Origin of the sequence: Sphingobium indicum BiD32 (assembly GCF_000382885.1) — a bacterium.
Classification (GTDB): Bacteria; Pseudomonadota; Alphaproteobacteria; order Sphingomonadales; family Sphingomonadaceae; genus Sphingobium; species Sphingobium japonicum_C.
The window spans coordinates 14,896-38,555 of record NZ_CAVK010000031.1 but is presented as its reverse complement, the minus strand read 5'-3'; the positions used below and the strand labels follow the sequence as shown (position 1 = coordinate 38,555).

General features: G+C 64.5%; 22 protein-coding genes. 9 read left to right on the top strand and 13 right to left on the bottom strand.

Translation table 11 applies throughout. The annotated features are described in order from the left end of the window. Positions 1-4: 4 nt before the first annotated feature. The 7 genes from EBBID32_RS03160 to hflK form a co-directional block, all read right to left on the bottom strand. On the bottom strand, positions 5-1,357 hold the full coding sequence (locus tag EBBID32_RS03160; RefSeq protein WP_037488458.1) for a cell wall hydrolase: 1,353 nt from the start codon (positions 1,355-1,357) through the stop codon (positions 5-7). Positions 1,358-1,367: 10 nt separating this feature from the next. Continuing rightward, positions 1,368-2,297, bottom strand: a complete 930-nt coding sequence (gene cysK / locus EBBID32_RS03155) for a cysteine synthase A (protein WP_006950605.1) — start codon at positions 2,295-2,297, stop codon at positions 1,368-1,370. After that, complete coding sequence (locus EBBID32_RS03150) at positions 2,294-3,598, bottom strand: MFS transporter (protein ID WP_006950603.1); 1,305 nt, start codon at positions 3,596-3,598, stop codon at positions 2,294-2,296. The genes cysK and EBBID32_RS03150 overlap by 4 nt, the downstream gene beginning before the upstream one ends. 211 nt (positions 3,599-3,809) lie before the next feature. Beyond that, entirely contained in the window at positions 3,810-5,441 is a 1,632-nt protein-coding gene (locus EBBID32_RS03145; protein ID WP_006950599.1) for a helicase HerA-like domain-containing protein, read from the bottom strand. Between the two features lie 161 nt (positions 5,442-5,602). Next, entirely contained in the window at positions 5,603-7,102 is a 1,500-nt protein-coding gene (locus EBBID32_RS03140; protein WP_006950597.1) for a Do family serine endopeptidase, read from the bottom strand. A 314-nt stretch (positions 7,103-7,416) separates the two neighbouring features. Then, positions 7,417-8,265, bottom strand: coding sequence for a protease modulator HflC (hflC, locus tag EBBID32_RS03135; protein ID WP_006950595.1), 849 nt, complete (start codon positions 8,263-8,265; stop codon positions 7,417-7,419). Then, positions 8,265-9,389, bottom strand: a complete 1,125-nt coding sequence (gene hflK / locus EBBID32_RS03130; protein WP_006950594.1) for an FtsH protease activity modulator HflK — start codon at positions 9,387-9,389, stop codon at positions 8,265-8,267. Before hflK ends, hflC begins: the two co-directional genes overlap by 1 nt. A 73-nt stretch (positions 9,390-9,462) precedes the next feature. On the opposite strand from hflK, the gene EBBID32_RS03125 reads away from it, so the two are divergent. The 9 genes from EBBID32_RS03125 to EBBID32_RS03085 all read left to right on the top strand — a co-directional run bounded on the left by EBBID32_RS03125 (position 9,463) and on the right by EBBID32_RS03085 (position 19,388). Then, positions 9,463-10,428, top strand: coding sequence for an Mrp/NBP35 family ATP-binding protein (locus EBBID32_RS03125; RefSeq protein WP_006950592.1), 966 nt, complete (start codon positions 9,463-9,465; stop codon positions 10,426-10,428). A gap of 170 nt (positions 10,429-10,598) precedes the next feature. After that, positions 10,599-11,033, top strand: a complete 435-nt coding sequence (locus tag EBBID32_RS03120) for a CoA-binding protein (RefSeq protein ID WP_006950590.1) — start codon at positions 10,599-10,601, stop codon at positions 11,031-11,033. A gap of 38 nt (positions 11,034-11,071) precedes the next feature. Beyond that, positions 11,072-13,339: a molybdopterin cofactor-binding domain-containing protein gene (locus tag EBBID32_RS03115; protein WP_006950582.1), complete on the top strand. Its 2,268-nt coding sequence runs from the start codon at positions 11,072-11,074 to the stop codon at positions 13,337-13,339. Beyond that, positions 13,336-14,346 carry a ferrochelatase gene (hemH, locus tag EBBID32_RS03110; RefSeq protein ID WP_006950581.1) on the top strand — a complete coding sequence of 337 codons (1,011 nt, stop codon included), beginning with the start codon at positions 13,336-13,338 and terminating at the stop codon, positions 14,344-14,346. Before EBBID32_RS03115 ends, hemH begins: the two co-directional genes overlap by 4 nt. An 18-nt stretch (positions 14,347-14,364) precedes the next feature. Further along, the gene (phbB, locus tag EBBID32_RS03105) at positions 14,365-15,087 is read left to right on the top strand and encodes an acetoacetyl-CoA reductase (protein WP_006950580.1); all 723 of its coding nucleotides are present in this window, start codon (positions 14,365-14,367) and stop codon (positions 15,085-15,087) included. Next, positions 15,087-15,383 carry a ribbon-helix-helix domain-containing protein gene (locus tag EBBID32_RS03100; RefSeq protein ID WP_006950579.1) on the top strand — a complete coding sequence of 99 codons (297 nt, stop codon included), beginning with the start codon at positions 15,087-15,089 and terminating at the stop codon, positions 15,381-15,383. Before phbB ends, EBBID32_RS03100 begins: the two co-directional genes overlap by 1 nt. 62 nt (positions 15,384-15,445) lie before the next feature. After that, positions 15,446-17,743 carry a TonB-dependent receptor gene (locus tag EBBID32_RS03095; protein WP_006950577.1) on the top strand — a complete coding sequence of 766 codons (2,298 nt, stop codon included), beginning with the start codon at positions 15,446-15,448 and terminating at the stop codon, positions 17,741-17,743. A 178-nt stretch (positions 17,744-17,921) separates the two neighbouring features. Beyond that, positions 17,922-18,689, top strand: coding sequence for an energy transducer TonB (locus tag EBBID32_RS03090; protein ID WP_006950570.1), 768 nt, complete (start codon positions 17,922-17,924; stop codon positions 18,687-18,689). Positions 18,690-18,704: 15 nt separating this feature from the next. After that, on the top strand, positions 18,705-19,388 hold the full coding sequence (locus EBBID32_RS03085) for a Fe2+-dependent dioxygenase (protein ID WP_006950566.1): 684 nt from the start codon (positions 18,705-18,707) through the stop codon (positions 19,386-19,388). 3 nt (positions 19,389-19,391) lie between these two features. On the opposite strand, the gene EBBID32_RS03080 is transcribed toward EBBID32_RS03085, so the two are convergent. The 6 genes from EBBID32_RS03080 to EBBID32_RS03055 form a co-directional block, all read right to left on the bottom strand. Beyond that, on the bottom strand, positions 19,392-19,703 hold the full coding sequence (locus EBBID32_RS03080) for a hypothetical protein (protein ID WP_006950564.1): 312 nt from the start codon (positions 19,701-19,703) through the stop codon (positions 19,392-19,394). Between the two features lie 39 nt (positions 19,704-19,742). After that, positions 19,743-20,612 (bottom strand): FAD:protein FMN transferase, encoded by an 870-nt coding sequence (locus EBBID32_RS03075; protein WP_037488450.1) that lies wholly within the window; start codon positions 20,610-20,612, stop codon positions 19,743-19,745. Between the two features lie 98 nt (positions 20,613-20,710). Beyond that, positions 20,711-21,598 carry a DUF4198 domain-containing protein gene (locus EBBID32_RS03070; RefSeq protein ID WP_037488472.1) on the bottom strand — a complete coding sequence of 296 codons (888 nt, stop codon included), beginning with the start codon at positions 21,596-21,598 and terminating at the stop codon, positions 20,711-20,713. A gap of 12 nt (positions 21,599-21,610) precedes the next feature. Continuing rightward, a complete protein-coding gene (locus tag EBBID32_RS03065) occupies positions 21,611-22,135 on the bottom strand; it encodes a DUF2271 domain-containing protein (protein ID WP_006950559.1) in 525 nt (174 codons plus the stop codon). A 12-nt stretch (positions 22,136-22,147) separates the two neighbouring features. Further along, positions 22,148-22,792, bottom strand: a complete 645-nt coding sequence (locus EBBID32_RS03060; protein ID WP_006950558.1) for a PepSY-associated TM helix domain-containing protein — start codon at positions 22,790-22,792, stop codon at positions 22,148-22,150. 119 nt (positions 22,793-22,911) lie between these two features. Next, complete coding sequence (locus EBBID32_RS03055) at positions 22,912-23,652, bottom strand: FadR/GntR family transcriptional regulator (protein WP_006950556.1); 741 nt, start codon at positions 23,650-23,652, stop codon at positions 22,912-22,914. Positions 23,653-23,660: the final 8 nt, after the last annotated feature.

Sequence of the window (23,660 nt, the reverse complement as noted above, 5' to 3'; positions counted from 1 at the left end):
GGTTTCAGGGTTGGCGAGCGTCGCCTGACGACGTTCCCGGCACTGGCGCGATCTTTACCGTTTCAAAACGGTCCATGCGCCGCACCCCGGCCAGTCCGGTCGGCGATGGCGGCGCAGGCATGGCGATCGGCACGCGCCGACGCATACAGTCACGCTTGTCCGCGCGCGGGTTCTGGTCGCAATTCCACAAGGCCCGCTGCAATCCCGTTACGGCGCTGTGGATATAGGCGAAACTCATCGTCTCTATCTGTCCAGGAGCCAGGGGCAGGCCGGCGGGCGCGCCACCCGGACGCCACGCCATGATGCGGCACCATTGCCGACCGGCGCAAAATGTCCGCGCGATCTTGGGCCAGCTGTCCGCCGACGTCCCGCCGCCCAATTCCACCAGAAACGTATCGGCGACCGGCACGACCCCGATCAGCCGCACACCGGCAATCGTTTTGCCCAGCGAATCGATGCCGATCGCCTCTTGTGGCTTTGCCGCCAGTTCTGCCGCGCCCCCGGCCTTTCCACCGCCCGCGACCAGTGCTTCTGGGGCGTCCAGCATCATGGCTCCGCCCGTCTCATGGGCAGTCGAAAAGCGCGCAATCCGCCCGATCAGCGGCTCACCGCCGCTGGTGCCGTAAGCGCGAAAGGCAGGCGGCGTCCCCCACCAGCCGCGCCAGCGGAAGAAGAGATGCGTGCCGACCCGCGTGAGCTTGTCCAGGCTGCCGCTCCAATAGGGGACGACCCAGTCGGTATGATAATGGGTCGCATAGCCCACCGGCTTGAACACGTCGCCCGCCAGCGCGGCGCGGGCGATGGCGCGCGCCCGATCCCAGACCGCCGGGGATGGTGTGCGGTTCAGCGCCCCGTCGCAACTGAAGGTGAACTGGCAACCGGTGGCGCGTTCCTGTCCCTGAAAAACGACGCCGCAGACCGTGCCGGGGAAGGCGGGGTGGCGCACGCGATTGAGCACGACCTGCGCGACGGCCCGCTGACCGACGGCATCATCGCCCGCCTCATAGATTTGCGCCGCGGCCAGGCAGTCCACGGCGCGGGCCATATCCGTCATGGACCCTTCAAAGTGGAAGGGACGCGCTGCCGGGTTGGACAGCCGGGAAAAGGGGATAGTGGCATTGAGCGCCCGCGCGCGATCGGCTGGCAGCGCATAGACGGCAACCGGTTCGACCGGCGGGGGCGGGCTGGGCGGGCGGATCGCGCGGGATGAGGCGGCATGGGCAAAACGTGCCGCCACCCCCTCCCGCGGCGCACGCGCTTCCCAACCCGCCACAACGGCGGGCAGGCCGACGAACAGCGCCAGCCAGACGAGCCACATCCATGGACGCGGCTCGTTGGAAACTGATCCATTCGTCATCGCGTGATGATCATTCCGGCAGGAAATCGGGCACCGACAGATAGCGCTCGCCGGTATCATAATTGAAGCCCAGTACCCGGCTGCCAGCGGGCAATTCCTTCAGCTTCTGCGCAATCGCCGCCAGCGTCGCGCCCGAAGAAATGCCGACCAGAATTCCCTCCTCGCTGGCCGACCGCCGTGCATAGTCCTTGGCATCAGCCGGATCGACCTGGATCACCCCGTCCAGCAACTGGGTATGCAGGTTCGCCGGAATGAAGCCCGCACCAATGCCCTGGATCGGGTGCGGGCCGGGCTGGCCACCGCTGATAACATGCGACAGGGTCGGCTCGACCGCATAGACCTTGATTCCCGGCCAGGCTTTTTTCAGCACCTCTGCCGTGCCGGTGATATGCCCGCCGGTGCCCACACCGGTAATCAGCACGTCGATCGGCGCGTCGGCGAAGTCGGCCAAAATCTCCTGCGCGGTGGTTTGGGCATGGATGGCGATGTTGGCGGGATTCTCGAACTGCTGCGGCATCCAGCTATTGGGCGTCTGCGCCACCAGCTCCAGCGCGCGCTCGATCGCGCCCTTCATCCCCTTTTCGCGCGGGGTCAGGTCGAAGCTGGCGCCATAGGCCAGCATCAGCCGCCGCCGTTCGATCGACATGCTTTCGGGCATGACCAGCACCAGCCTGTAGCCCTTGACCGCCGCGACCATGGCCAGGCCCACGCCGGTATTGCCCGATGTCGGCTCGATGATGGTGCCGCCCGGTTGCAGGTCGCCCGCAGCTTCCGCCGCCTCGATCATGGCCAGCGCAATCCGGTCCTTGATCGACCCGCCCGGATTGGAGCGTTCCGACTTGATCCAGACTTCTGCCCCATTCGTTTCAGGGCCAAACAGCCGGTTCACCCGGACATGGGGGGTGTTGCCGATGGTTTCGAGAATATTGGCAGCTTTCATGGGGCTTTCTCCTGGCTGAGGTCCGCCGCCCTTATGTCGGGTGGGTCGAAGGTGCGTGCAAGGCGCAATTCGGGAAAGAGCCGCGCCCAGAACAGGGTGATGACAATAGCACCGATGCCCCCGCCAATGACAGCGGCAACCGGCCCGACCAGCGCGGCAAGAAAGCCGCTTTCCGCCTCGCCCAGTTCGTTGGAGGCGGAAATGGTCAGTTGCGACAGGCTCGACACCCGCCCGCGCATCGCGTCCGGTGTGTGCAACTGCACCAGCGACTGGCGCACGAACACCGAAATCATGTCCGCCGCGCCCAGCACGACCAGCGCGCCGATGCCAAATTCCATCGCGATGCTGCGCGGCAGAAAGGCGGTGCAACCAAAGGCGATGGTGGCAATCCCGAACAGGATGACCGCACCCAGCATCTTGATCCCGACTTCATTCTTCAATGGCCGAAACGAGAACCACAGCGCCACCAGCCCCGCGCCGATCCCCGGCGCTGCGGCCAGATGGCCCAGCCCCGTCGATCCCACATGCAATATGTCGCGGGCATAGACCGGCAGCAGCGCGGTGGCCCCCGCCAGCAGCACCGCGAACAGATCCAGCGTGATCGTCGCCAGCACCAGCCGGTTGGTCCGCACATAGGTCAGCCCGTCGATCATCTGGCGGATCGGGTGGCGGCTGATGTCGCGCGCGGGCTGCGGCACCGGGCCGATCAGCATCATCGCGCCCAGCGCCACGCCATAAAGGATAGCCGCCAGCGCATAAGCGCCCCAGGGCGTCGCGGCATAGGCATAGCCACCCAGCGCCGGGCCAACGATCGACCCGGCCTGCCACACCACGCCCGATATGGCGATGGCGTTGGGCAGCACCTCGCGCGGCACCAGGTTGGGGGCCAGCGCGCCATAGGCCGGGCCGTTGAAGGCGCGGGCAATGCCGACGATGACGGCAATGCCAAAGATCAGTGGCAACCCGACCCAGCCCTCGAAGGTCGCAAAGGCCAGCACCGCCGCCGCTGCGGTCAGCAATGTCAGCGTCAGCCGGGTGATGATCCGCCGGTCATAATGGTCCGCGACCCATCCGGTCAGCGGCGTCAGGAAAAACAGCGGCAAAAACTGCGCCAGACCAATCAGCCCCAGCTGCGCCGAAGCACCCGCCGTCGTCATCGTTTCGCGTGCGATATTATAGGCCTGCCAGCCCAGCACGATCATCATGCTGTACTGCGCCAGCACCGCCGCGCACCGCCCGATCAGATAAGCCCGGAAATCGCCGAAGCGCAGCGGATGGCGATGCGGGGAGGGGGCTGTCATGCCGACGGCCTTAGCCGCTGTCCCCGCAAACAGGCAACCATGGGCTGGACAAGGAACGCAGCTTTTCTTCGCCCCGCCGCGCCATGACTTTTGCCATCACCCTCCATCTTCCGTTCGCCCTGAGCTTGTCGAAGGGCTGTACTTCTTGAAGAAAAGACAAGGCTTCGACAGGCTCAGCCCGAACGGGGGCGTGCAGGGCATGTAAATGAACTTACTTGAACAAACTGCCCAAAATCCCGCGCACCAACCGACCCGCAATCCCGCCGCCCGAAGATTTGCGGCTTGATCCGCCGAACACCGCGCGGCCCAGTTCGTTGGCGACCTGTCGCCCGACCGAGGAACCGGCCGCGCGGGTGGCGGACTGGATTGCCTTGTCGATCGCCGATGGCTTGGCGGCTTCGCGCGCAGCGGCAGCGTCGGCGCGCGCCTGTTCCTTCAATTGCTGTTCGCGCTGCTTGGCTTCGGCCTTGGCCTGCACGGCGGCGGTCCGCTCCGCCTCATCCTGCGCTTTCTTGGCCTGCGCGGCAGCCGCAGCGGCATTGCCCCGCGCGGCCAATATTTCCTCCGCCGATTCCCGGTCGATCGCCTCGTCATATTTGCCTGCGACCGGCGAAATCGACTGGATGATCGCCCGTTCCTTGGGGCTTACCGGCCCCAGCCGCGATCGCGGCGGCGCGATCAGCGTGCGCTGGACGATGCCGGGCGATCCATCCTCCTGCAACAGCGACACCAGCGCCTCGCCGACCTTCAATTCGGTAATCGCCGTCTCGACGTCCAGGTCGGGATTGATGCGGAACGTCTCCGCCGCCGCCTTGATCGCCCGCTGGTCGCGCGGTGTGAAGGCGCGCAGCGCGTGCTGCACCCGGTTGCCCAGCTGCCCGGCGACTTCCTCTGGTATGTCTATCGGGTTCTGGGTCACGAAATAGACGCCCACCCCCTTCGACCGGATCAGCCGCACCACCTGTTCGATCTTGTCGGTCAGCGCCTTGGGCGCCTCGTCGAACAGCAGATGCGCCTCGTCAAAGAAGAAGATCAGCACCGGCTTGTCGGGATCGCCCACTTCGGGCAGCGTCTCGAACAGTTCGGACAAGAGCCACAGCAGGAAGGTCGCATAGAGTTTGGGGCTCTGCATCAACTTGTCGGCGGCCAGCACATTGATATAGCCGCGCCCCTGCTCATCCACCTTCAGAAAATCATGGATGTCGAGCGCGGGTTCGCCAAAAAAATGCGCCCCGCCCTGCGAATCCAGTTGCAGCAATTGCCGCTGGATCGCCCCGACGCTCGCCTTGGTGACATTGCCGTAACGCGCCGACAGCGTATCGGCATTGTCCGCGCAATAGGCCAGCATCGCCTGCAAATCGCCCAGGTCCAGCAGCAGCAGTCCTTCTTCATCGGCATATTTGAAAGCGATGGTCAGCACACCTTCCTGCGTTTCATTCAGGCCCATGAGGCGCGCCAGCAATAGCGGTCCCATTTCGCTGACGGTGGTGCGAATGGGATGACCCTGCTCCCCGTACAGATCCCAGAAGATCGCGGGATTATCGGCATAGCTATAATCGGTCAGCCCGATCTCCGCCGCCCGCGCGACCAGCTTGTCGGCATTTTTGGCGGTGGGGGAACCGGCCATGGCGATACCCGACAGATCGCCCTTCACATCGGACAGGAACACCGGCACGCCCAGCGCGGAGAAGCTTTCGGCAATACCCTGCAACGTCACCGTCTTGCCGGTGCCCGTCGCCCCTGCGATCAGGCCATGGCGGTTCGCCCGGCGCAGGTTGAGCAACTGGGCAACCCCGCCATCCTTGTCTGGCGCGCCAAGACCAATGAAAATGCCGTTGCTCATCCGCCCAATCCCCTGACAAAAAACACCCGTTCGCCCTGAGCCTGTCGAAGGGTCATTCTTCTTGAGAAGAAAGACAAGGCTTCGACAAGCTCAGCCCGAACGGGTCTGATATGGCTACATCCACCCTACAGAGCGGAAGCATGTTCCGGCAAGCGCCGCGCTTATTTATCGCGCAAGCGCACCGGCAGGAAAATCGGCTGCTGGCCACGACGCAACACCTGAAGCAGGATGGCGTTGCGATTCTGTGCCGCCACCGCCTTGACCTGCGCATCCAGCTCCGCCTGGCTGGTGACCGGACGGTTGTTGGCACTGATGATGACATCGCCGCGCCGCAGCCCCTTGGCGCCCGCATCGGTCGATCCGTCAACGGCGGTGATCACCACGCCGCGCGTATCGGCGGCCACGCCCAGCTGGCGGATGATGCCGGGCGTCAGCGGGATCGCCGAAATGCCCAGCGACTGCTGCGCCGCCTGACCCGGATTCTGGTCCTGCTGGCTGAAATCCTCATCCTGTTGCGGGGCGAAATTGGTCAGTTCCTCCTCGGACGGACGCTCACCCACGATCGCGGTGACCGTCTGGCGCTGGCCGTTGCGCAGCAGGACGATCGGCACCTTGCTGCCGATCGGCTGGCTGGCGACGATCGAGGACAGATTCTGGTCGGGGTTCACTTCCTGACCATTGACCGCGACGATCACGTCGCCCGCCTTGATCCCGGCCTTGTCCGCGCCCTTGCCCGGCTCGACGCCCTGCACGAATTCGCCGCGATTCTTCGCCAGACCCAGCGAGTCGGCCAGATCCTCGCCCAGCGGGCTGATCTGCACGCCCAGATAGCCGCGCTTGACCGCCTGCCCCTGACGCAGCGTTGCGACAATCGGTGCGGCCTGTTCGGACGGAATGGCAAAGCCGATGCCGACATTGCCGCCCGATGGCGACAGGATCTGGCTGTTGATGCCGATCACATTGCCGCGCATGTCGAACATCGGGCCGCCGGAGTTGCCTTGGTTGATCGACGCATCGGTCTGGATGAATTTCTCGTAACCGCCACCGGTGTTGCGATGAACGGCAGAGATGATCCCGGCCGTCACCGTGCCGGACAGGGCGAAGGGATTGCCGATCGCGACCACCCAATCACCCACGCGCGCCTTCGTGCTGTCGCCGAACTTGACGAAGGGCAGGGGCTTTTTCGCGTCGATCTTCAGCACCGCCAGATCGGTCGCGGGATCGCGGCCCACCAGCTTGGCGGTATATTCTTCCTTGTTGGTCAGCGTCACCGTGATCGAATCGACGGTCGCGCCTTCCGCGCCCGCCGACACGACGTGATTGTTGGTGACGATATAGCCGTCAGCCGAAATCAGGAAGCCTGAACCCAGCGACTGGGCCTGCCGCGTCTGGGGCCGTCCGCCCGGTGCCTGGCCGAACAGGTCGCCAAAAGGCGTGCCGGCAAAGGGGTTCTGCACTGCCACCCGCTGCTTGGTGGAGATATTGACGACCGCCGGTTGCAGCTTCTCGACCATATCGGCCAGGCTCGCGGGCGCGCCCGCGGGGGCGGCGGCCTGCAATCCTTCATTCTGCGCGGTCTGCGCGCCGACATTGGGGGACGTGATGGCGATGGCGGTGCCGCCCAGCAACAGGGCACCGGTAATGGCATAAGCGTAACGCACTCGTGACGGTCCTCTCATGATCTTCAGGAAATGGAAGGCGGGACTCTCGATGGAGAGCCGGACATGCGCCGCCTTGCCTTAACCCTCATTGAATGATGCTGGTTCCGAAATGATCCGGCATGATGTGAAACGATATTCTCGCCCGGCATATCATCCTCCCCTGCAAGGTTCGGCAGAGGCACGTGACTCTGTCGAAGGGGACCGTCGGCGTAGCCGATGGTGGAGGGGTGTCACCCTCTCGATAGGGCGACACCCCTCCGTCTGGCCTGCGGCCAGCCACCTCCCCTTAAAGGGGAGGAAGTGGCCGCCTCCTGTCACTTACGTCCCTGAAACTGTTGCAGAAACTCGTTGTTCGGCGACAGGATGATGTTGGTCTGCCCGGTGCGATCGGGCGAGAAAGTGTAGCGATAGCTCTGCATCGCCCGATAGAAATCATAGAAGGACGGGTCCTTCCCGAAACTCTCGGCATAGATGCGCGCGGCGTTCGCATCCGCTTCGGCGCGGATGATCTGCGCCTGCTTCGCGCCCTGCGCACGGATCGTCAGCGCTTCCTGCTCACGCGCCGTCCGCATCCGGGTGAAGGCGCTTTCCAGCGGCGTGCCATCGGGCAGGTCGGCGCGCTTGATCCGCACATCGACAATCTCTGCCCCATATTGGCGCGCAACCCGGTCCAGCCCGGCCTCGATATTCTGCATCACCTGGCCCCGCTCCGGGCTGAGCAGCGCGGCAAAGGGCCGCTTGCCCAGTTCATTGCGCAGCGCCGACCCCAGGATCGGGCGTAGCGAATCGGCAACCCGTTCCTCATTGCCCGCGGCAATATACATGCGTAGCGGATCGACGATGCGATAACGGGCGAAGGCATCGACCTGCAACCGCAACTGGTCGGTCGACAGCACCTGCTGGCGCTCCATCTCGACCGACAGCACGCGCTTGTCGATCCAAACGATCTGGTCGATGAACGGCCAGCGCAGGATGATGCCAGCGCCGGTATTGCCGAACGTCTCATTCTGGCGATAGCGGTTGATGATCGCCTTGGGATCACCAAAGCGCACGATCACGCCCTGCCGGGTTTCCGGTACGATCGTCACCGTGCTGCCGACCAGGATCAGCAGGAACAGCGCAATCAGCGCAAGCGCAACGGGTTGGCGCAATATGGCTGGCATCACTGGCCTCCCGTGCTGGCGGCCGCGCCGGCGGCGGGGGTCGCCTGCGCCCGGCGCTTGATTTCAGGCAGCGGCAGATAGGGCGTCACATTGCCGCCTTCGACGATGGTCTTGTCGACGTTCGACAACACGCCCTCCATGGTTTCATAATACATGCGGCGGCGGGTCACGTCGGGCGACAGGCGATATTGTTCATAGACCTTGTCGAACGACGCGGCCTCGCCCTGCGCCTTGGCGGTCACCTGCTGCGCGGCGGCGCGCGCTTCGTTCAGATAGGTTTGCGCGGTCTGCTGCGCCGCGGACACTGCCTTGAACGCATCATTGACCGCGCTTGGCGGATCGGCCTGCTTGATCGCGACACCCTGGATACGGATGCCCGAACGATAGCCGTCGAGTATCTCCTGCATCCGCTGCTCGACCTGCTGCTCGATCGCGGTGCGCCCCGCGCCCAGCGCATCGTCCAGGCTGACGCTCGCCAGCACGGATCGCATCGCACTTTCGGCAACCTCACGCACGGCGGCGTCGGGATCGGACAGCTGGAACAGATAGAGTTCCGGGTTACGAATATTCCAGCGCACCGAATAGGCCAGGTCGATGATATTCTGGTCGCCGGTCAGCACCAGATTTTCGCTCTCCGCGTTCGTCGATCCGACGTCGATCGTGCGGATTTCCTCCACATCGACGATGGACACCGTCTCGAACGGCGCGGGCATGGTCAGGCTGATGCCCGGCGACAGGGTGCGGCTATATTTGCCCAGGAAGGTGACGACGCCGCGCTCTTGCGGGCCGACGCGGTGGAAACTGGTCAGCACCAGCCACAAGATGACCAGCAGCGCAATCGCCGCAGGCCACAGCGCCTTGCCATTGGCGCGCGGGGGCAGGCCGCCAAAGCTGCCACCGCCACCGCCCTGGCCAAAGCTCTCACGCCCCCGCCGCAGCAGCTCGTCTATTGCGGACGGGCCTTTCTGGCCGGTAGGCCGGTTGGGCTGGGTCCACGGGTTGCGCGGCCCGCCATCGCCGCCCGACCCTTTCCCGTCATTGCCATCCGGCCCGTCGCTTTTCCCGCCCCAAGGCCCTTGAGCCATGCTCATGATGCCGGGCATCCACCCGAAAATTCTTTTCATGGCTCTTCTATAGGAAGGCTTATCCACGAAAAACAGTGCCCATGGCCGCGATTATTTCCTACAGGGCGTCGCCATGACCGATATCGCCGATTTTACCGCCCGCCTGACCGCCCTGACCGATGGCCGCGCCAGCACCCCGCGCGTCAGGGACGGCGTCATGACCCTCGCGCTCGACGTGGGCGGGCTTGGCCCCGACCAGCGCGACGCGATCCTTGCCGCGATCCGCGAAGGCGGGCTGACCGTGCCGGGCGTCACCGATGTCCGCATCGCCCAAACATCCGAACGCCGCCCGCTGCGCATCATCGCGGTCGCGTCCGGCAAGGGCGGCGTCGGCAAATCTACCCTCTCGGCCAATCTCGCGGTCGCTCTCCACCGCCTTGGCCACAAGGTCGGGCTGGTCGACGCCGACATTTACGGTCCCTCCCAGGCGCGGCTGATGGGCAGCGAGGACCAGAAACCCCAGGCGCGGGAGAAGAAACTGATCCCTGTCACCGGCACGCTCGGCATCCCGATGCTGTCGATGGCGCATCTGGTCGAACCGGGCAAGGCGCTGGCATGGCGCGGGCCGATGGTCGGCAATGCCCTGTCGCAACTGATCGACGCCGACTGGGGTGAAACCGAATTGCTGATCGTGGACATGCCGCCCGGCACTGGCGACATCCAGCTGACCATGGTGCAGAAACATAAGCCAGCGGGCGCGGTCATCGTCTCGACCCCGCAGGATCTCGCGCTGATCGACGCGACCCGCGCGGTCAGCCTGTTCGGGCAGGTCGGCGTGCCGATGATCGGGCTGGTTGAAAATATGGCGGGCTATGCCTGCCCCCATTGCGGCGAAATCTCGGATCCGTTCGGGCAGGGCGGGGCGGAAACGGCGGCGGGCGAGATGGCGATGCCGTTCCTTGGCCGTGTGCCGCTCGCCATCGACATTCGCCGCCAGTCCGACGCGGGCGATCCCCCGGCCGCGGGCGAAGGCATCCACGCCGACGCCTTCCGCGCCATTGCGCAAAAGGTCGCGGACTGGCTCGCGCGCCCGGTTTGACTGTCCTACAGCGGGGCAGGCCGCTATGATGGTGCCGACATCGCGATAGGATCAGCGCCGCGCAACATTATGTCGCATTTACCGGGAAATATGCGAAGTTAAGCGACATTCTCCCGTCACCGGGAACGCCCCTGCCGCCTGCTTCGTCATAGCCGCAAAGGAGAGAACCCATGCCGCTGACCGCCCCGCAGGATATCGCCACCCTGCTCAACGAAACCCGTACCATCGCGCTGGTCGGCATATCCGACCGCCCCGACCGTGCCAGTTACCATGTGATGCAAGTCCTTCAGGACCATGGCTATCGCGTCCTGCCGGTCAACCCGCAGATAGCGGGCGAGCATGTCCATGGCGAATTTGTCTGGGGCCGCCTGTCCGACATCGGCGTTCCGATCGACATGGTCGACATCTTCCGCAACAGCGCGGCGGCTGGCGAGGTGGTGGACGAAGCCATCGCCGCCGGGGCCAAAGCGGTCTGGATGCAGCTGGGCGTCATCAACGAAGCCGCCGCCGCCCGCGCGGAAGCCGCTGGTCTCAAGGTCGTGATGGACCATTGCCCGGCGATCGAAATCCCCCGCCTTGGCCTGACGCCAATCGCCGCGGAATAACGCTTTCCAGCCAGCGCGCGCCTCTCTATCAGGCGGCTATGGCGCGCTTCCCGCGAAAGAAAACAGACCGGATCAAGGGCATCGACCGGCGCACGCTGCTGGTCGGCGGTGGCGCGGCGGCCGGGCTGCTCATTGCCTGGGGCACATGGCCGCGCCGCTACGCGCCCAACCTCAACGCCGCGCCCGGCGAAACCATCGTCAACGCCTTCCTCAAGATCGACCGTTCCGGCCAGATCATCGTCATCGTGCCGCAGACCGAAACCGGGCAGGGCGTCACCACCATATTGCCGCAGATCGTCGCCGATGAACTCGGCGCGGACTGGCGCACCGTCGCGGTGCAGAGCGCGCCGATCAGCCCGCTCTACGCCAACACATTACTGGCCCGCGACTGGCTGGCGAGTGACTGGACCCGGCTGCTGGGCGATGCGGGCGATTGGGCGCTCGGCCAATATGCCACCCGCAACGCGCTGATGCTGACTGGCGGTGGCACCTCTGTCCCGATGTTCCATGCTGCCTGTCGCGACGCCGGGGCAGCGGCGAGGGTCTTGTTATGCAAGGCGGCGGCCGCGAACTGGGACATCCCCTGGGAAAGCTGCGATATCCAGAATGGTCTCATCTCCGATGGCGGCGACCGGCGGACGAAGATTGGTGATGTGGTGGAGCAAGCGATCGGCTTCGACCTGCCTGCCATATTGCCGCTGCGGCAGGGTCAGGACGGGCGCCTGGCTGGACTGGACCTGCCCCGGCTCGACACCCCGTCCAAGATTGACGGCAGCCATAATTTTGCCGCCGACATCCGCCTGCCCGACATGGTTTATGCCTCGATCCGGCAGGGGCCGATCGGCGATGCAACCCTCGCCGGGCTGGACGAGCGGTCAGCGAGTGGCGTCACCGGCTTTCTCAAACTTATCCGGCAGGACCGTTGGCTGGCCGCCGTCGCCACCAACTGGTGGGCCGCGAACAAGGCGCTCGATCTCGCCGACCCCATTTTCACCCTGCGCGGCACCCCGGTCAGCAGCGCGACCATCGACGACGCACTGGAAGCCGCTTTCTCTGGCACATCAGGCCGTCGTCTCTATGCGCAGGGCGATCTGCTCCCGGTGTTTGAGGGCGCGACCATCCTGGCCAGCGAATATCAGGTCGACGCCGGGCTGCACCTCGCCCTTGAACCGCTCTGCGCGACCGCCCGCGTGACCGATGATGGCGCGGAAGTCTGGCTGGCGACGCAAGCGCCCGGCCTGGCCCGCGCCGCCGTCGCCGATGCGCTGGGCCTGCCGGAAAGCGCGGTCACCCTCTATCCGCTTCACGCCGGTGGCTCGTTCGGGCGCAAGATGGACTGGGACGTGGGCGTGCAGGCGGTGCTGATCGCCCGCGACATGGGCCGCCCGGTGCAACTGCTCTGGTCGCGGCTGGAGGATGTCATTCAGGACCGCCCCGCCGCGCCTGCCCATGCCCGCATGGCGGCAAAGCTCGGCCGCACCGGCGCGATCGAAGGCTGGCTGGCCAAGGTCGCTGCCCCCTGCGCCATGACGCAAACATGGGCGCGCATCGCCGACGGCGCACTGCCCCATCAGGCCGCCGCCGATACCGCTGACAAGGCAACCCGGCTCGCCGTGGCGGGCATGGTCCCGCCCTATGCCATTCCCAACTGGGCAGTGGATCATTACCCCGCCGATGTTGGCCTGGCCCTCGGCTTCACCCGTGGCAACGCCCATCTCCACGGCACCTTCTTCACCGAGAGCTTTGTCGATGAACTCGCCCATCTGGCGGGGATGGAGGCCATGTCCTTCCGCATCCAGATGCTCGGCGGCAATCCGCGCCTCGCCCATTGCCTCTCCACCGCTGCTGCCATGGGCGGCTGGCAGGGCGGGATAGCAGGCAGCGGGCAGGGGATCGCCGCCCATATGATGAACGGCGCTTATGGGGCCGTCATGGTCGAAGCGTCGATGCGCGGCAACCGGCTGAGCGTCGGCCGCATCATCGCCGCCGTCGATGTCGGGGATCAGGTCAATCCCGACATTGCCCGGCAACAGATAGAGGGCGGCCTGATCTATGGTCTCGCCACCGCCATGGGCGCATCGGTCCCCTATGAAGGCGGCCTGCCGACCCGCGCCATATTGGGCCGGATGAACCTGCCGCGTCTCGCCGACATCGGTGAAGTGACCGTGGAACTGATCCGCAGCACCGCGCCGCCCGCAGGCGTGACCGATCTCGCCGCGCCACTGGTGGCCCCGGCCATCGCCAACGCCCTGTACACATGGACAGGTCAGCGTTTGCGCAGCCTGCCGCTACTGGGGACCACATGACCCTGCCACCAGACCATCCCGCCATTCCCGCGCCCAGAGTCGGCGTCCTTCTCATCAACCTCGGCACGCCCGATGCGCCCGACGCCAAATCGGTGCGGCGCTATCTGGCGGAGTTTCTGTCCGACCGGCGCGTGGTGGAAATCCCGCCCTTGCTGTGGCAGCCGATCCTGCGCGGCATCATCCTCACCACCCGGCCCAAAAAATCCGCCCATGCCTACAGCCAAGTCTGGACCGACCGCGGCTCACCGCTCGCCTTCCACACGCGCGACACGGCCCATGCAATGCAGGCGGCGATGGGCGATGGCGTGACTGTCGACTGGGCGATGCGTTACGGCAACCCGTCGATCGCCTCGCGTCTAGCCGCAATGAAAGCGGCGGGTTGCGACCGTATCCTGCTCGCCCCGCTCTATCCGCAATATAGCGGTGCGACCACCGCAACCGCCAATGACGCCGCCTTTGCGGCGCTGAAAGCGATGCGCTGGCAGCCCGCCATCCGGACCCTGCCGCCCTATCATGACGATCCGGCCTATATCGCGGCGCTCAAAGTCTCGATCGAGGCGAGCATCGCGACGCTCGACTTCACCCCCGACGCCCTGCTCGCCAGTTTTCACGGCATGCCCGACCGCACCCTGCATCTGGGTGATCCCTATCATTGCCAGTCGGTCAAGACGGTGCGGCTGCTGCGCGATGCGCTATCCCTGCCAGTGCATATGAGCTTCCAGTCGCGTTTCGGCCGGGCCAAATGGCTGGAGCCGGAAACCGAGGCGACACTCGCCAAACTGGTACAGCAAGGAGTCCGAAACATTGCCGTGGCAACGCCCGGATTCTCGGCCGATTGCCTGGAGACACTAGAGGAAATTGCCCTGCGTGCGAAAGAGGTTTTTTTATCCAAAGGGGGTGAAAATTTTGCCTATTTACCCTGTCTAAACGCCTCGTCGGCGGCTATCACTCTGTACCAGAGGCTGTTGGGCCGCGAGCTTTCGGGCTGGATCAACCAGCCCGGTTAGTCAGGGAAGGATGCGCATATGTCGAGAGTAGCGATCGTGACGGGCGGGACACGCGGCATTGGCGAGGCGATCAGCCTGGCGTTGCGCGATATGGGTTATACCGTTGCGGCCAATTATGGCGGCAATGACGCCAAGGCGCAGGCCTTTACCGAAGCCACCGGTATCGCAGCTTTCAAATGGGACGTCGGCGATCATCAGGCTTGCCTTGATGGCTGCGCAGCGGTCGCCGATGCGCTTGGTCCGGTCGATATCGTCGTCAACAATGCCGGCATCACCCGCGACGGCGTGCTGGCCAAGATGAGCTTTGACGATTGGAATGAAGTCATGCGCATCAATCTGGGCGGCTGCTTCAACATGGCCAAGGCGACCTTTGGCGGGATGCGCGAACGCGGCTGGGGCCGGATCGTCAATATCGGTTCGATCAACGGGCAGGCGGGTCAATATGGCCAGGTCAATTATGCCGCCGCCAAATCGGGCATCCACGGCTTTACCAAGGCGCTGGCGCAGGAAGGGGCCAAGGTCGGCGTGACCGTCAACGCCATCGCGCCCGGCTATGTCGACACCGACATGGTCGCCGCTGTCCCCGCGCCGGTCCTCGAAAAGATCGTCGCCAAAATCCCGGTCGGCCGTCTGGGGCAGGCGCATGAAATCGCGCGCGGCGTCGCCTTCTTCTGCAGCGAGGATGGCGGCTTCGTGACAGGCAGCACGCTGTCGATCAACGGCGGCCAGCATATGTATTGATGATGAGCGGCGACGCCATGGACGGGCCGGATGGCCCCTTGGCGTCGCCCTTCGCCCCGCCGGTCAAGCGCAGCGTGACCATTGCGGGGCACCAGACCGCGATCAGCCTGGAACCGATATTCTGGGACGCACTGCGCGATCACGCCCAGCGTGAATCGCTGCCGCTCAACGCCCTCATCGCCCGCATCGATCTTGCCCGCATGGGCGCATCTGATCCCCCCAATCTGGCGAGCGCCATCCGCTGCTGGCTCTTTGCCCGCGCGATTTGCGACAAAGATAATAATTATTCGCAATAGCGTTGACTCTGAGAAAGGTTCGCAATAGCAGCTTCCCCAACATCAAAGGGGATTTGCTAAACATGTCCAACTCACTGTCGCGTTCGTCTTTTCTTGCCCTCGGCTGCGTCGGCGCCATGGCCTTTGCGACCGGCGCCCATGCGCAGGAAGCGCCCGCGCCCAAGCTGGGCGGCATGACCGTCACCGACACCGCGATCGACGAGTCCGAGGTCAAGGTCGAGAAGGCGGAATCGCCCAAATATGTGCGCCCGCTGCTCGATACGCCCCAAACGATCACGGTGATCGGTAACCAGACCATCCGCAAACAGAATCTGCTGACGCTGCGCGACGTGCTGTCCACCATTCCGGGCATCACCTTTGGCGCGGGCGAAGGCGGCGGAGGCTATGGCGACAGCATCAACCTGCGCGGCCAGAGCGCCAATACTGACATCAGCATCGACGGCGTCCGCGACAGCGCGCAATATAGCCGCACCGACCCCTTCAACGTCGAACAGATCGAAGTGACCAACGGCGCCAATTCCGTGTTCGGTGGCTCCGGCTCGATCGGTGGCAATATCAACATCGTGACCAAGCGGCCCAAGGCCGATGACGAAACGCTGGTCCAGGCGGGCGTCGGCACGTCCGATTATTATCGCGCGACCATCGACAGCAATGTCCGCGTCTCGGACTTCGTCGCCGTACGCCTCAACGCCATGTATCATGAAAATGACGTTCCGGCCCGCGATGTCGACCGTTATGAGCGCTGGGGCGTTGCGCCGTCGGTCAAGTTCGGCGTCGATGGTCCGACCTCGCTGACGCTGCTGTTCACGCATCAGGAGGACAAGAATACGCCGCTCTATGGCGTGCCCTATTACAAGAATGCCCTCTATGACGGCCCGCTGCCAGGCGCGCCCTATAGCGGCTATTATGGCTATAAGAATCTGGATCGTCAGGATCAGACGATCGACCAGGCCACCGCCATTTTCGACCATCGCTTCAGCGACCTGCTCGCCGTCCGCAACCTGTCGCGCTGGCAGCGGGTGGAACAGAAGCTGATCGTCAACCCGCCACAGGGCAGCTTCTGCCTCGCCAATGGCCAGACCCCGACTGGCCTGGCCTGTGCTGCCGGACAGGTGCCCGGAACCTATTATCCCAGCGGCCCGCGCGGCGGCTACCGCGATTCCGTCAACGACACGCTGTATAACCAACTCGACCTGACCTTCAATTTCCCCGGCGGCCATACGCTGGTGCTTGGCACGTCGATGTTGCAGGAAGATTATGCGCTGGATAACGGCAATGTCCTGCGCAATGCGGGCGGCGCGCTGCCCAATCCGGTGCTCGACCCGATCAGCATCAGCAACCCCAATGCCATCTACACCGGCCCTGTCAACGCGATCCGCACTGGCCATCAGGATGGCGACCTGTTCAACGTCGCGGCCTACGCCTTTGCAGCGGTCAAGATCGTCGATCAGCTCGAAATCAACGGTGGCGTCCGCTACGAACATAACCGCGCCCGCTTCCGCACCGACACGATCGCAACCCCCGCGACCGGCGGTGCCTACACGGCAGGCGCATCGCAGAATGCGACCGACAATCTGTTCTCCTACCGCATCGGTCTGGTCTACAAGCCAGCGGAAAATGCCAGCCTCTATATTGCTTATGGCAACAGCAAGAACCCGACTGCCACGACCGTCCGCGCAGGGTGCGGGCTGGCAACGGCGGCCAACCTGTTCAACGACCCATGCGAAGCGAAGCCCGAACAGGCCGTCAATTACGAGATTGGTGGCAAGATCGACCTGTTCGACGCGAAGCTGCAACTGACCGCCGCCCTGTTCCGCAACGAGCGGACCAATTATCGCGTCGCCAGCAATGATCCCCTGATCGGCAATCTGCCGGTGAATGACGGTCGCAATCGCGTGGACGGCTTTACGCTGGGTGCGTCGGGCAACATTACCGATGCCTGGACGGTCTTTGCCAACTACACCTATCTGGATACGAAGGTGATCCAGAGCATTTCGGACTTCCAGAAGGCAGCGGGCGTAGTCGATACCCAGGCGGGTAATCCGATGACGAACAATCCGAAACATTCAGGCAGCCTGTTCACCACCTATACGCTCCCGTTCGGCCTCGAACTGGGTTATGGCCTGACCTATCAGGGCAGTTGGTATCTGAGCAACATTACCGGCGCACCAATGTACAAGACCGACGATTATCTGGTCCACCGGGCGATGCTGTCCTACCCGATCACGGAAAAGTTCAGTGCGCAGCTGAACGTCCAGAACTTCACCAACGAAAAATATTACAGCAGCGTCCGCAACAATGGCTGGGCCAACCCCGGCGAGGGTCGCTCCTGGGTGCTGACCCTGGGCTACAAGCTGTAATACTCCAACCCTGTTCTCCCGGCATCAGTCCCTTGCCGGGGGTAGCGGACGGGCGGCGATACACTCCATCCTCCTCGGGTCGCTGCCCGTCCCACCCCTAAGTAAATAACGCAATTGATTCGCATTATGGTTCGCGTTACGAGGCGAGGATCGGGTTCAAGGGAAGAAAGGCGTTGCCATGCTCCATGCTGCAAGTCGGCCAATCGACGATTTCCTGCCCGACCTGACGCATGATATTGTCCGTAAACCTGTTGCCGACGTCGCCAAGCCGCACCCGCAACCGCCTGCACCCGACCGTTATGGTGCACGATCACGCCCCAACATCCCGGTCATCGCGGCGATCCTGGTCCTGCATATCCTGTTGATCGGCGCGCTGATCGAGCTTCGCACCCATGTTCAGCGTGTTCAGGAGACCAAGCTCACGGTCGTCAACCTTTCGCCACCACCGCCACCGCCCTCCGCAGACACGCCGCCGCCGCCACCCTCAACACCCGAAATCGTCGCGCCCCCGCCGATCGTCCAGACGCCGGTGCAGCCCGTCCAGACCGTGCAGACGACGCCCGATCCGGTGCCGGTGCCGACCCCGCAACGCACTGTCTTGGTGACGCCGACCCCGTCACCTGCTGCTGTGTCGCCAGCTCCGCCCAGTCTGATCCAGGGCGGCGATCTCAGCGCGCAGATGATCGCGGGCAAGCCGCCACGCTACCCCATCGAAAGCCGTCGCAAGCGGGAACAGGGCACGGTCGTGCTGACGCTGACGCTGGGCGTGGATGGCGCGGTCGACAGTATCGCCGTGTCGCAGAGCAGCGGCTTTGCCCGGCTGGACGAAGCGGCGCGCGACGCGGTGCGGAAATGGCGCTGGTCCCCGGTCATCCGCAATGGTCAGCCGATGCGGGTCCGGGGCGTGGTCGAAATCCCCTTCGTCCTGCGCAGCGACGCGGCCTGAGATAAAGCGAACTTCATGCTGATTGCCATTCCTGACCTGATCGACGCTGCCAGCGTGGCCGCGATCCGCGCGCTGATTGACGGCGCGGAATGGGTGGACGGCAACGTCACCTCCGGCCCGCAATCTGCCTTGGCCAAACGCAACCTGCAATTGCCGGAGGAGGCTCCCGCCGCCAAACAGGCCGGGCAGATGATATTGGACGCACTCGGCCAGTCGCCCCTGTTCATCGCCGCCGCACTGCCGCTCAAGGTCTTTCCGCCGCTGTTCAACAGCTATGCGGGCGGTCAGGCATTCGGCGTCCATGTCGATAATGCCGTGCGAATTCAGGCCGGGACGGGATTTCGCGTTCGGTCCGACCTGTCGATCACCGTCTTTCTGGAAGAGCCGGACGCCTATGATGGCGGCGAATTGACGATCGAAACCAATTTCGGGGTGCAGAGCGTCAAGCTGCCCGCGGGCCATGCGGTCCTCTACCCGTCATCGTCCCTCCACCGTGTCGAACCGGTGACGCGCGGGCGGCGGGTCGCGAGTTTCTTCTGGCTCCAGTCGATGATCCGCGACGATGCCGCCCGGCAGATATTGTTCGACCTTGATCGAAGCGTGCAGGAATTGGGCGGAACGCTGGGGCAGGACCATGGCGAAGTCATCCGCCTGACCGGAATCTATCATAATCTGCTGCGCCGCTGGGCCGAAAGCTGACGCCTAATTGCCGTCCGCGTCGACGATGAACACCATGGGCTTGCCGCGCGACGATGGTTCCCATCCTGCCAGCAAGGCCGCGCGAATGCCGCGTGCGATGATCGCATCGTTGATCTGGAGGCGCCCGCGCTGCAACCCTTTGAGCAGCCGCTTGGGCGGCGGAAATTCCAGCACCGCGCCGCGCTGGCTATCCTGTTGGGACAGGGCGACGGTCATGCCCTTCCAACCGTCCACATCGCTCCATTGCGGTTCGCTCCGCAATTCCCATTCATAATTGTCCCCATCGACGGAGACGGTCCCGGCCAGATTGTGCATGGGGCTCGCATAGCAGCCTTATGCCCGCACGCCACCCCTTCATTCCAGCATCGCGGCCAGCGCCGGGGTCATATATTCCTGCGCGCCGCCTGGGGTCCGCAGCACCAGTCGGGCGGGCAGGGCGTGGCGGGTGGCCAGCGCCATGCCCCGATCTGGTCCCAGCACGGTAATCGCGGTGGCCCAGGCGTCGGCCAGCATGGCGCTGTCGTGCAGCACGGTGACGGACGCGACACCCGGCGCGATCGGCGCGCCACGCGCTGGATCTATGCTGTGCGATAGCCTTGCTTCGCCATCCATGCGGTAGCGGCGATAGTCGCCCGATGTCGCGACCGAGAGGCCGCACAGGGCGATGCGCAGGACGGGGATGGCAAGGCCCGGAGGTGGCTCGACATCGACCCACCATGGCTGCATGTCGGGCTTCACGCCTTCGCCGTGCAATTCGCCGCCGATTTCGACCAGGAAGTTGGTAACGCCCAGCGCGCGTAGCGCTGCCGCAATGGCATCGACCGCAAACCCCTTGGCAATGCCTGAAAAATCAAGCGCGACATCAGCGAGGCGGCGCGCTTTGTCCCCCTCCAGCGCGATCGCCTGCCATGGCGGGCTGCGAAGCGATGGCGCAGGGTGGGGCAGGCTGGCGGGACCAAAACCCCATTGATCAACCAGATGACCGATGGCGGGATCGAACGCACCGCCCGACAGGCGGGCCATGTCCAACCCCGCATGCAAAACCGTCAGCATGTCCAGCGGAAGGATCATCCATTCCCCGACAGGCGCGCGGTTGAATCGGCTGATGGCGGAATCGGCTTCCCAGTTGCTCATCTGGGCGATGATGCGGGCCAGCACATTCTCGATCACCGTAGCGCAACCGGCGGGCGGATCGACCAGTGTAGCGGACCAACTGGTCCCCATGGTCGGCCCGCCCAGCGTCACGATACGACCCGCCCGCACACGCCCGGCGAACGAGCCGGGCGACAGGTCGGGCGGGATTGCGATGCGGATCGCGATGGTCAGGGGGCCAGGACTTCCAGCGTGCTGACATAAGAGGCGCGGCGCGGCGGCGGGCCAGCCGGACGGGCGGGACGGGGCGCGGGGGCTGCGCCTGGCGCACCTGCACCAGGACCACCGGGGCCGCCGCCTTCGCCGCCCTCACGACCGCCGCCGACACTGGCGTTCAGCCAGTACATGCCCGGCTGTGGCCAGGTGATGGCGACCTTGCCGTCCTGGTCCGCGACAAGGTCCATCTGGCCCAGCGCATCGCGATAGCGGATACCGCCGGGGATGACGGTAACCTTCAGGCCGGACGCAGGCTTGCCGTCCAGCAGGAACTGAAAGCTCGCGGTCTCGCCCGACACCAGATCATTGGGGTGGGTCACCGGGACCAGCTCGATACCCGATCCGGTCGGCTTGAACAGGCCGGTGCTGGGCGCGCCCAGCGTCACGAAAATCTCGTTGCGGTTGGAGGCTTCCGCCACCTGCACGTCGGTTGCGCCCGCCGGAATGACGCTGGCCAGCTTGTCCTTGGTCGTGCCGCGCGGCAGCCGTTCCTGCTTGCCGTTCAGCATATAGCTGCCCATCACCATCGTCGTCGCACTGCCGATGCGATAGGTGCCCGGCTGGGTCAGATGCACGTCGAAGGTTGAGCGATATTTCCCGGTGGCGGCATTTTCGATCTTGCCCGCGCTGCCGTCCGGCTGGGTCACGACGATGCCGTCCGTCCGCATCGGCACATGCTCGAAATAGAAAAGGTCATTGGACACGGCAGCGTCGACCGTGATCCAGCTTTCATTACCCGACAGGGTGGTGGAGGATGGCATCATCCACTGGCGGTGCGCCTGCGCGGTGGCGGGCAGCATCAGGGCGGCCAACGCGCCCGCGATCATCAGTCTGGCTTTCATCATCCTATCCCCTTATTTGCTGAAATTCAGGGCGACGGCGCCCAATTCTGCACTGCCCTGCGCCTTGACGCTCGCGCCGGGCTTGGGCGGCCAGGCGAAGGGCAGGCGGACGACTTCGCGGCCACCGACTTCACGCGCGGCCTCCACGATCAACGTGTAATTGCCGGGGCTGAGTGTACCGAGCGGACCCTTGCCAGCCACGAATGCGATCTTGTTGTCACCCGGCGCGCGGGTTGCGCCAGTCACCCCATCAGCCGGAAAGCGCATCGTCCGCCCCGACGCGCGCCACCATTGCCGCACGTCACGCAGCCATTTGGTGCCTTCGCCCTTCTTCATGTCATAATCGTACCAGACCGACAGGGTACGCGGGGTCGCCCCCTCCTTTTCGACCCAGATGGCGACATAGGGACGGTGATATTCCGCAACTGACAGGCGCGGAATGCCGATCGACAGGTTCAGCGTCTGCGCTGTGACAGGTGCCGCAATTGTCCCCAGCGCGGCGGTGCCGGTCAGCAGCAGGCGATGGCTGATTTGCATGAAAATTCCCCCTTAATGGATGAAGATGATGGCCAGCACCGCTGGCAGGGCCATGCCGATGGCAACCAGTGGCCAGGTGCTGGGACGCTTCTTGGCGTGCAGCTGGAGCAGCAGCAGGCCAGTCAGCGCGAACAGGAAACAGGCGACCGAGAAAATGTCGATAAACCACTTCCACACCGTGCCGGTATTGCGGCCCTTGTGCAGATCATTGAGGTAGCTGACCCACCCCCTGCTGGTCGCCTCGCTCGTCACTGCGCCGTCGTTCCGATCGATCGAGACCCAGCCGTCGCCGCCGGGGCGGGGCAGGGCCAGGTAGATTTCGTCAGCGGACCATTCCGCTTCGCCCGTCCCGCGCTGGCCAATCGCCTTTTCGACCCAGGCCGCGACCGGCGCGGGTAGCGGCTTTTTCGCGTCGGGCGCATCGTCCTGCGCAACCAGTTGGCGCAGGTCAGCAGGCAGGGTCGCGCTCTTTTCGATCGTCTGCGGCGATCCTTCGACATCGGCAGCATGATTGAGCGTGATGCCGGTAAAGGCGAACAGCAGCAGACCGATCAGGCTGACCGCAGAACTGATCCAGTGCCAGCTATGCAGCTGCTTGAGCCAGAAGGATTTGGCGCTCTTTTTCTTTTGCTGCTGAATGCGGGCGGTACCGTGCATCGGAAGGGGGACTGATCCTGCGAGAAATGGTGCCGACCGCATACCGCGAACGATTCGCAATTGCAAACGAGTCGCAGGAAGAAATTTGTATCAAAATGTATAGGGCGGCAAAGGGCCGGTCAGTTGTCGCCGTTCGGCTCCGCCAGCGCGATGTCCATGTCCGCCAGCGCCAGCCGCAGCAGCTCCGCCATAGTCGCCCGCGCTGCTGCCGTGTCGCGCGCGGCAATTGCCTGAAATACGGCGCGATGGTCGGGCAGGGGATCTCGCGGGAGCAGCTTTTTGCGATGCTTGAAGGTCGTGGTCCAACTGACGGCTGCACCGACGGAACTGGCCAGCGCCTCCAGCGCGTCGTTGCGGGTCGCAGCCAGGATCATATTGTGGAAGCGCTGGTCGGCGGCGCGGCCTTCGGGGGTGGAAAGGCCATAGCGCCCCATTTCGGCGAGCGCTGCCTCCATCACCGCCAGTTGATCGTCGGTGCGGCGGCGCGCGGCGAACTCCGCTGCGGCTGGTTCGATTACCCCACGCAGCTCGAACAGGTCGCGGATGAAATTGGCGTCCGGCTCGCCTGCGAACATCCAGGCGAGCATTTCGGGGTCCAGCACGTTCCAGCGGTTGCGCGGCAACACGCGGGTGCCGGCCTTGGGGCGGCTTTCCAACATCCCCTTGGCGATCAGGATACGCACAGCCTCGCGATAGGCGGTGCGTGATACGCCCAGGCGGTCGGACGCCTCAATCTCGCCCTCGAACAATTCGCCGGGCTGGTGACGGCCGGTCAGGATAGCGGTGCCCAGATCGCGCGCGATCGTCTGGTGGATGCGCAGCCCGCTCTCTTCCGACCCGACCTTGCGCCCGCTAGCCACTATTTCCG

Coding starts and splice junctions, on each gene's coding strand:
- EBBID32_RS03160 (WP_037488458.1), bottom strand. CDS start 1,357: ATGACGAATGGATCAGTTTCCAACGAGCCGCGTCCATGGATGTGGCTC.
- cysK (WP_006950605.1), bottom strand. CDS start 2,297: ATGAAAGCTGCCAATATTCTCGAAACCATCGGCAACACCCCCCATGTC.
- EBBID32_RS03150 (WP_006950603.1), bottom strand. CDS start 3,598: ATGACAGCCCCCTCCCCGCATCGCCATCCGCTGCGCTTCGGCGATTTC.
- EBBID32_RS03145 (WP_006950599.1), bottom strand. CDS start 5,441: ATGAGCAACGGCATTTTCATTGGTCTTGGCGCGCCAGACAAGGATGGC.
- hflC (WP_006950595.1), bottom strand. CDS start 8,265: ATGCCAGCCATATTGCGCCAACCCGTTGCGCTTGCGCTGATTGCGCTG.
- hflK (WP_006950594.1), bottom strand. CDS start 9,389: ATGAAAAGAATTTTCGGGTGGATGCCCGGCATCATGAGCATGGCTCAA.
- EBBID32_RS03125 (WP_006950592.1), top strand. CDS start 9,463: ATGACCGATATCGCCGATTTTACCGCCCGCCTGACCGCCCTGACCGAT.
- EBBID32_RS03120 (WP_006950590.1), top strand. CDS start 10,599: ATGCCGCTGACCGCCCCGCAGGATATCGCCACCCTGCTCAACGAAACC.
- EBBID32_RS03115 (WP_006950582.1), top strand. CDS start 11,072: ATGGCGCGCTTCCCGCGAAAGAAAACAGACCGGATCAAGGGCATCGAC.
- hemH (WP_006950581.1), top strand. CDS start 13,336: ATGACCCTGCCACCAGACCATCCCGCCATTCCCGCGCCCAGAGTCGGC.
- phbB (WP_006950580.1), top strand. CDS start 14,365: ATGTCGAGAGTAGCGATCGTGACGGGCGGGACACGCGGCATTGGCGAG.
- EBBID32_RS03100 (WP_006950579.1), top strand. CDS start 15,087: ATGATGAGCGGCGACGCCATGGACGGGCCGGATGGCCCCTTGGCGTCG.
- EBBID32_RS03095 (WP_006950577.1), top strand. CDS start 15,446: ATGTCCAACTCACTGTCGCGTTCGTCTTTTCTTGCCCTCGGCTGCGTC.
- EBBID32_RS03090 (WP_006950570.1), top strand. CDS start 17,922: ATGCTCCATGCTGCAAGTCGGCCAATCGACGATTTCCTGCCCGACCTG.
- EBBID32_RS03085 (WP_006950566.1), top strand. CDS start 18,705: ATGCTGATTGCCATTCCTGACCTGATCGACGCTGCCAGCGTGGCCGCG.
- EBBID32_RS03080 (WP_006950564.1), bottom strand. CDS start 19,703: ATGCACAATCTGGCCGGGACCGTCTCCGTCGATGGGGACAATTATGAA.
- EBBID32_RS03075 (WP_037488450.1), bottom strand. CDS start 20,612: ATGGGGACCAGTTGGTCCGCTACACTGGTCGATCCGCCCGCCGGTTGC.
- EBBID32_RS03070 (WP_037488472.1), bottom strand. CDS start 21,598: ATGAAAGCCAGACTGATGATCGCGGGCGCGTTGGCCGCCCTGATGCTG.
- EBBID32_RS03065 (WP_006950559.1), bottom strand. CDS start 22,135: ATGCAAATCAGCCATCGCCTGCTGCTGACCGGCACCGCCGCGCTGGGG.
- EBBID32_RS03060 (WP_006950558.1), bottom strand. CDS start 22,792: ATGCACGGTACCGCCCGCATTCAGCAGCAAAAGAAAAAGAGCGCCAAA.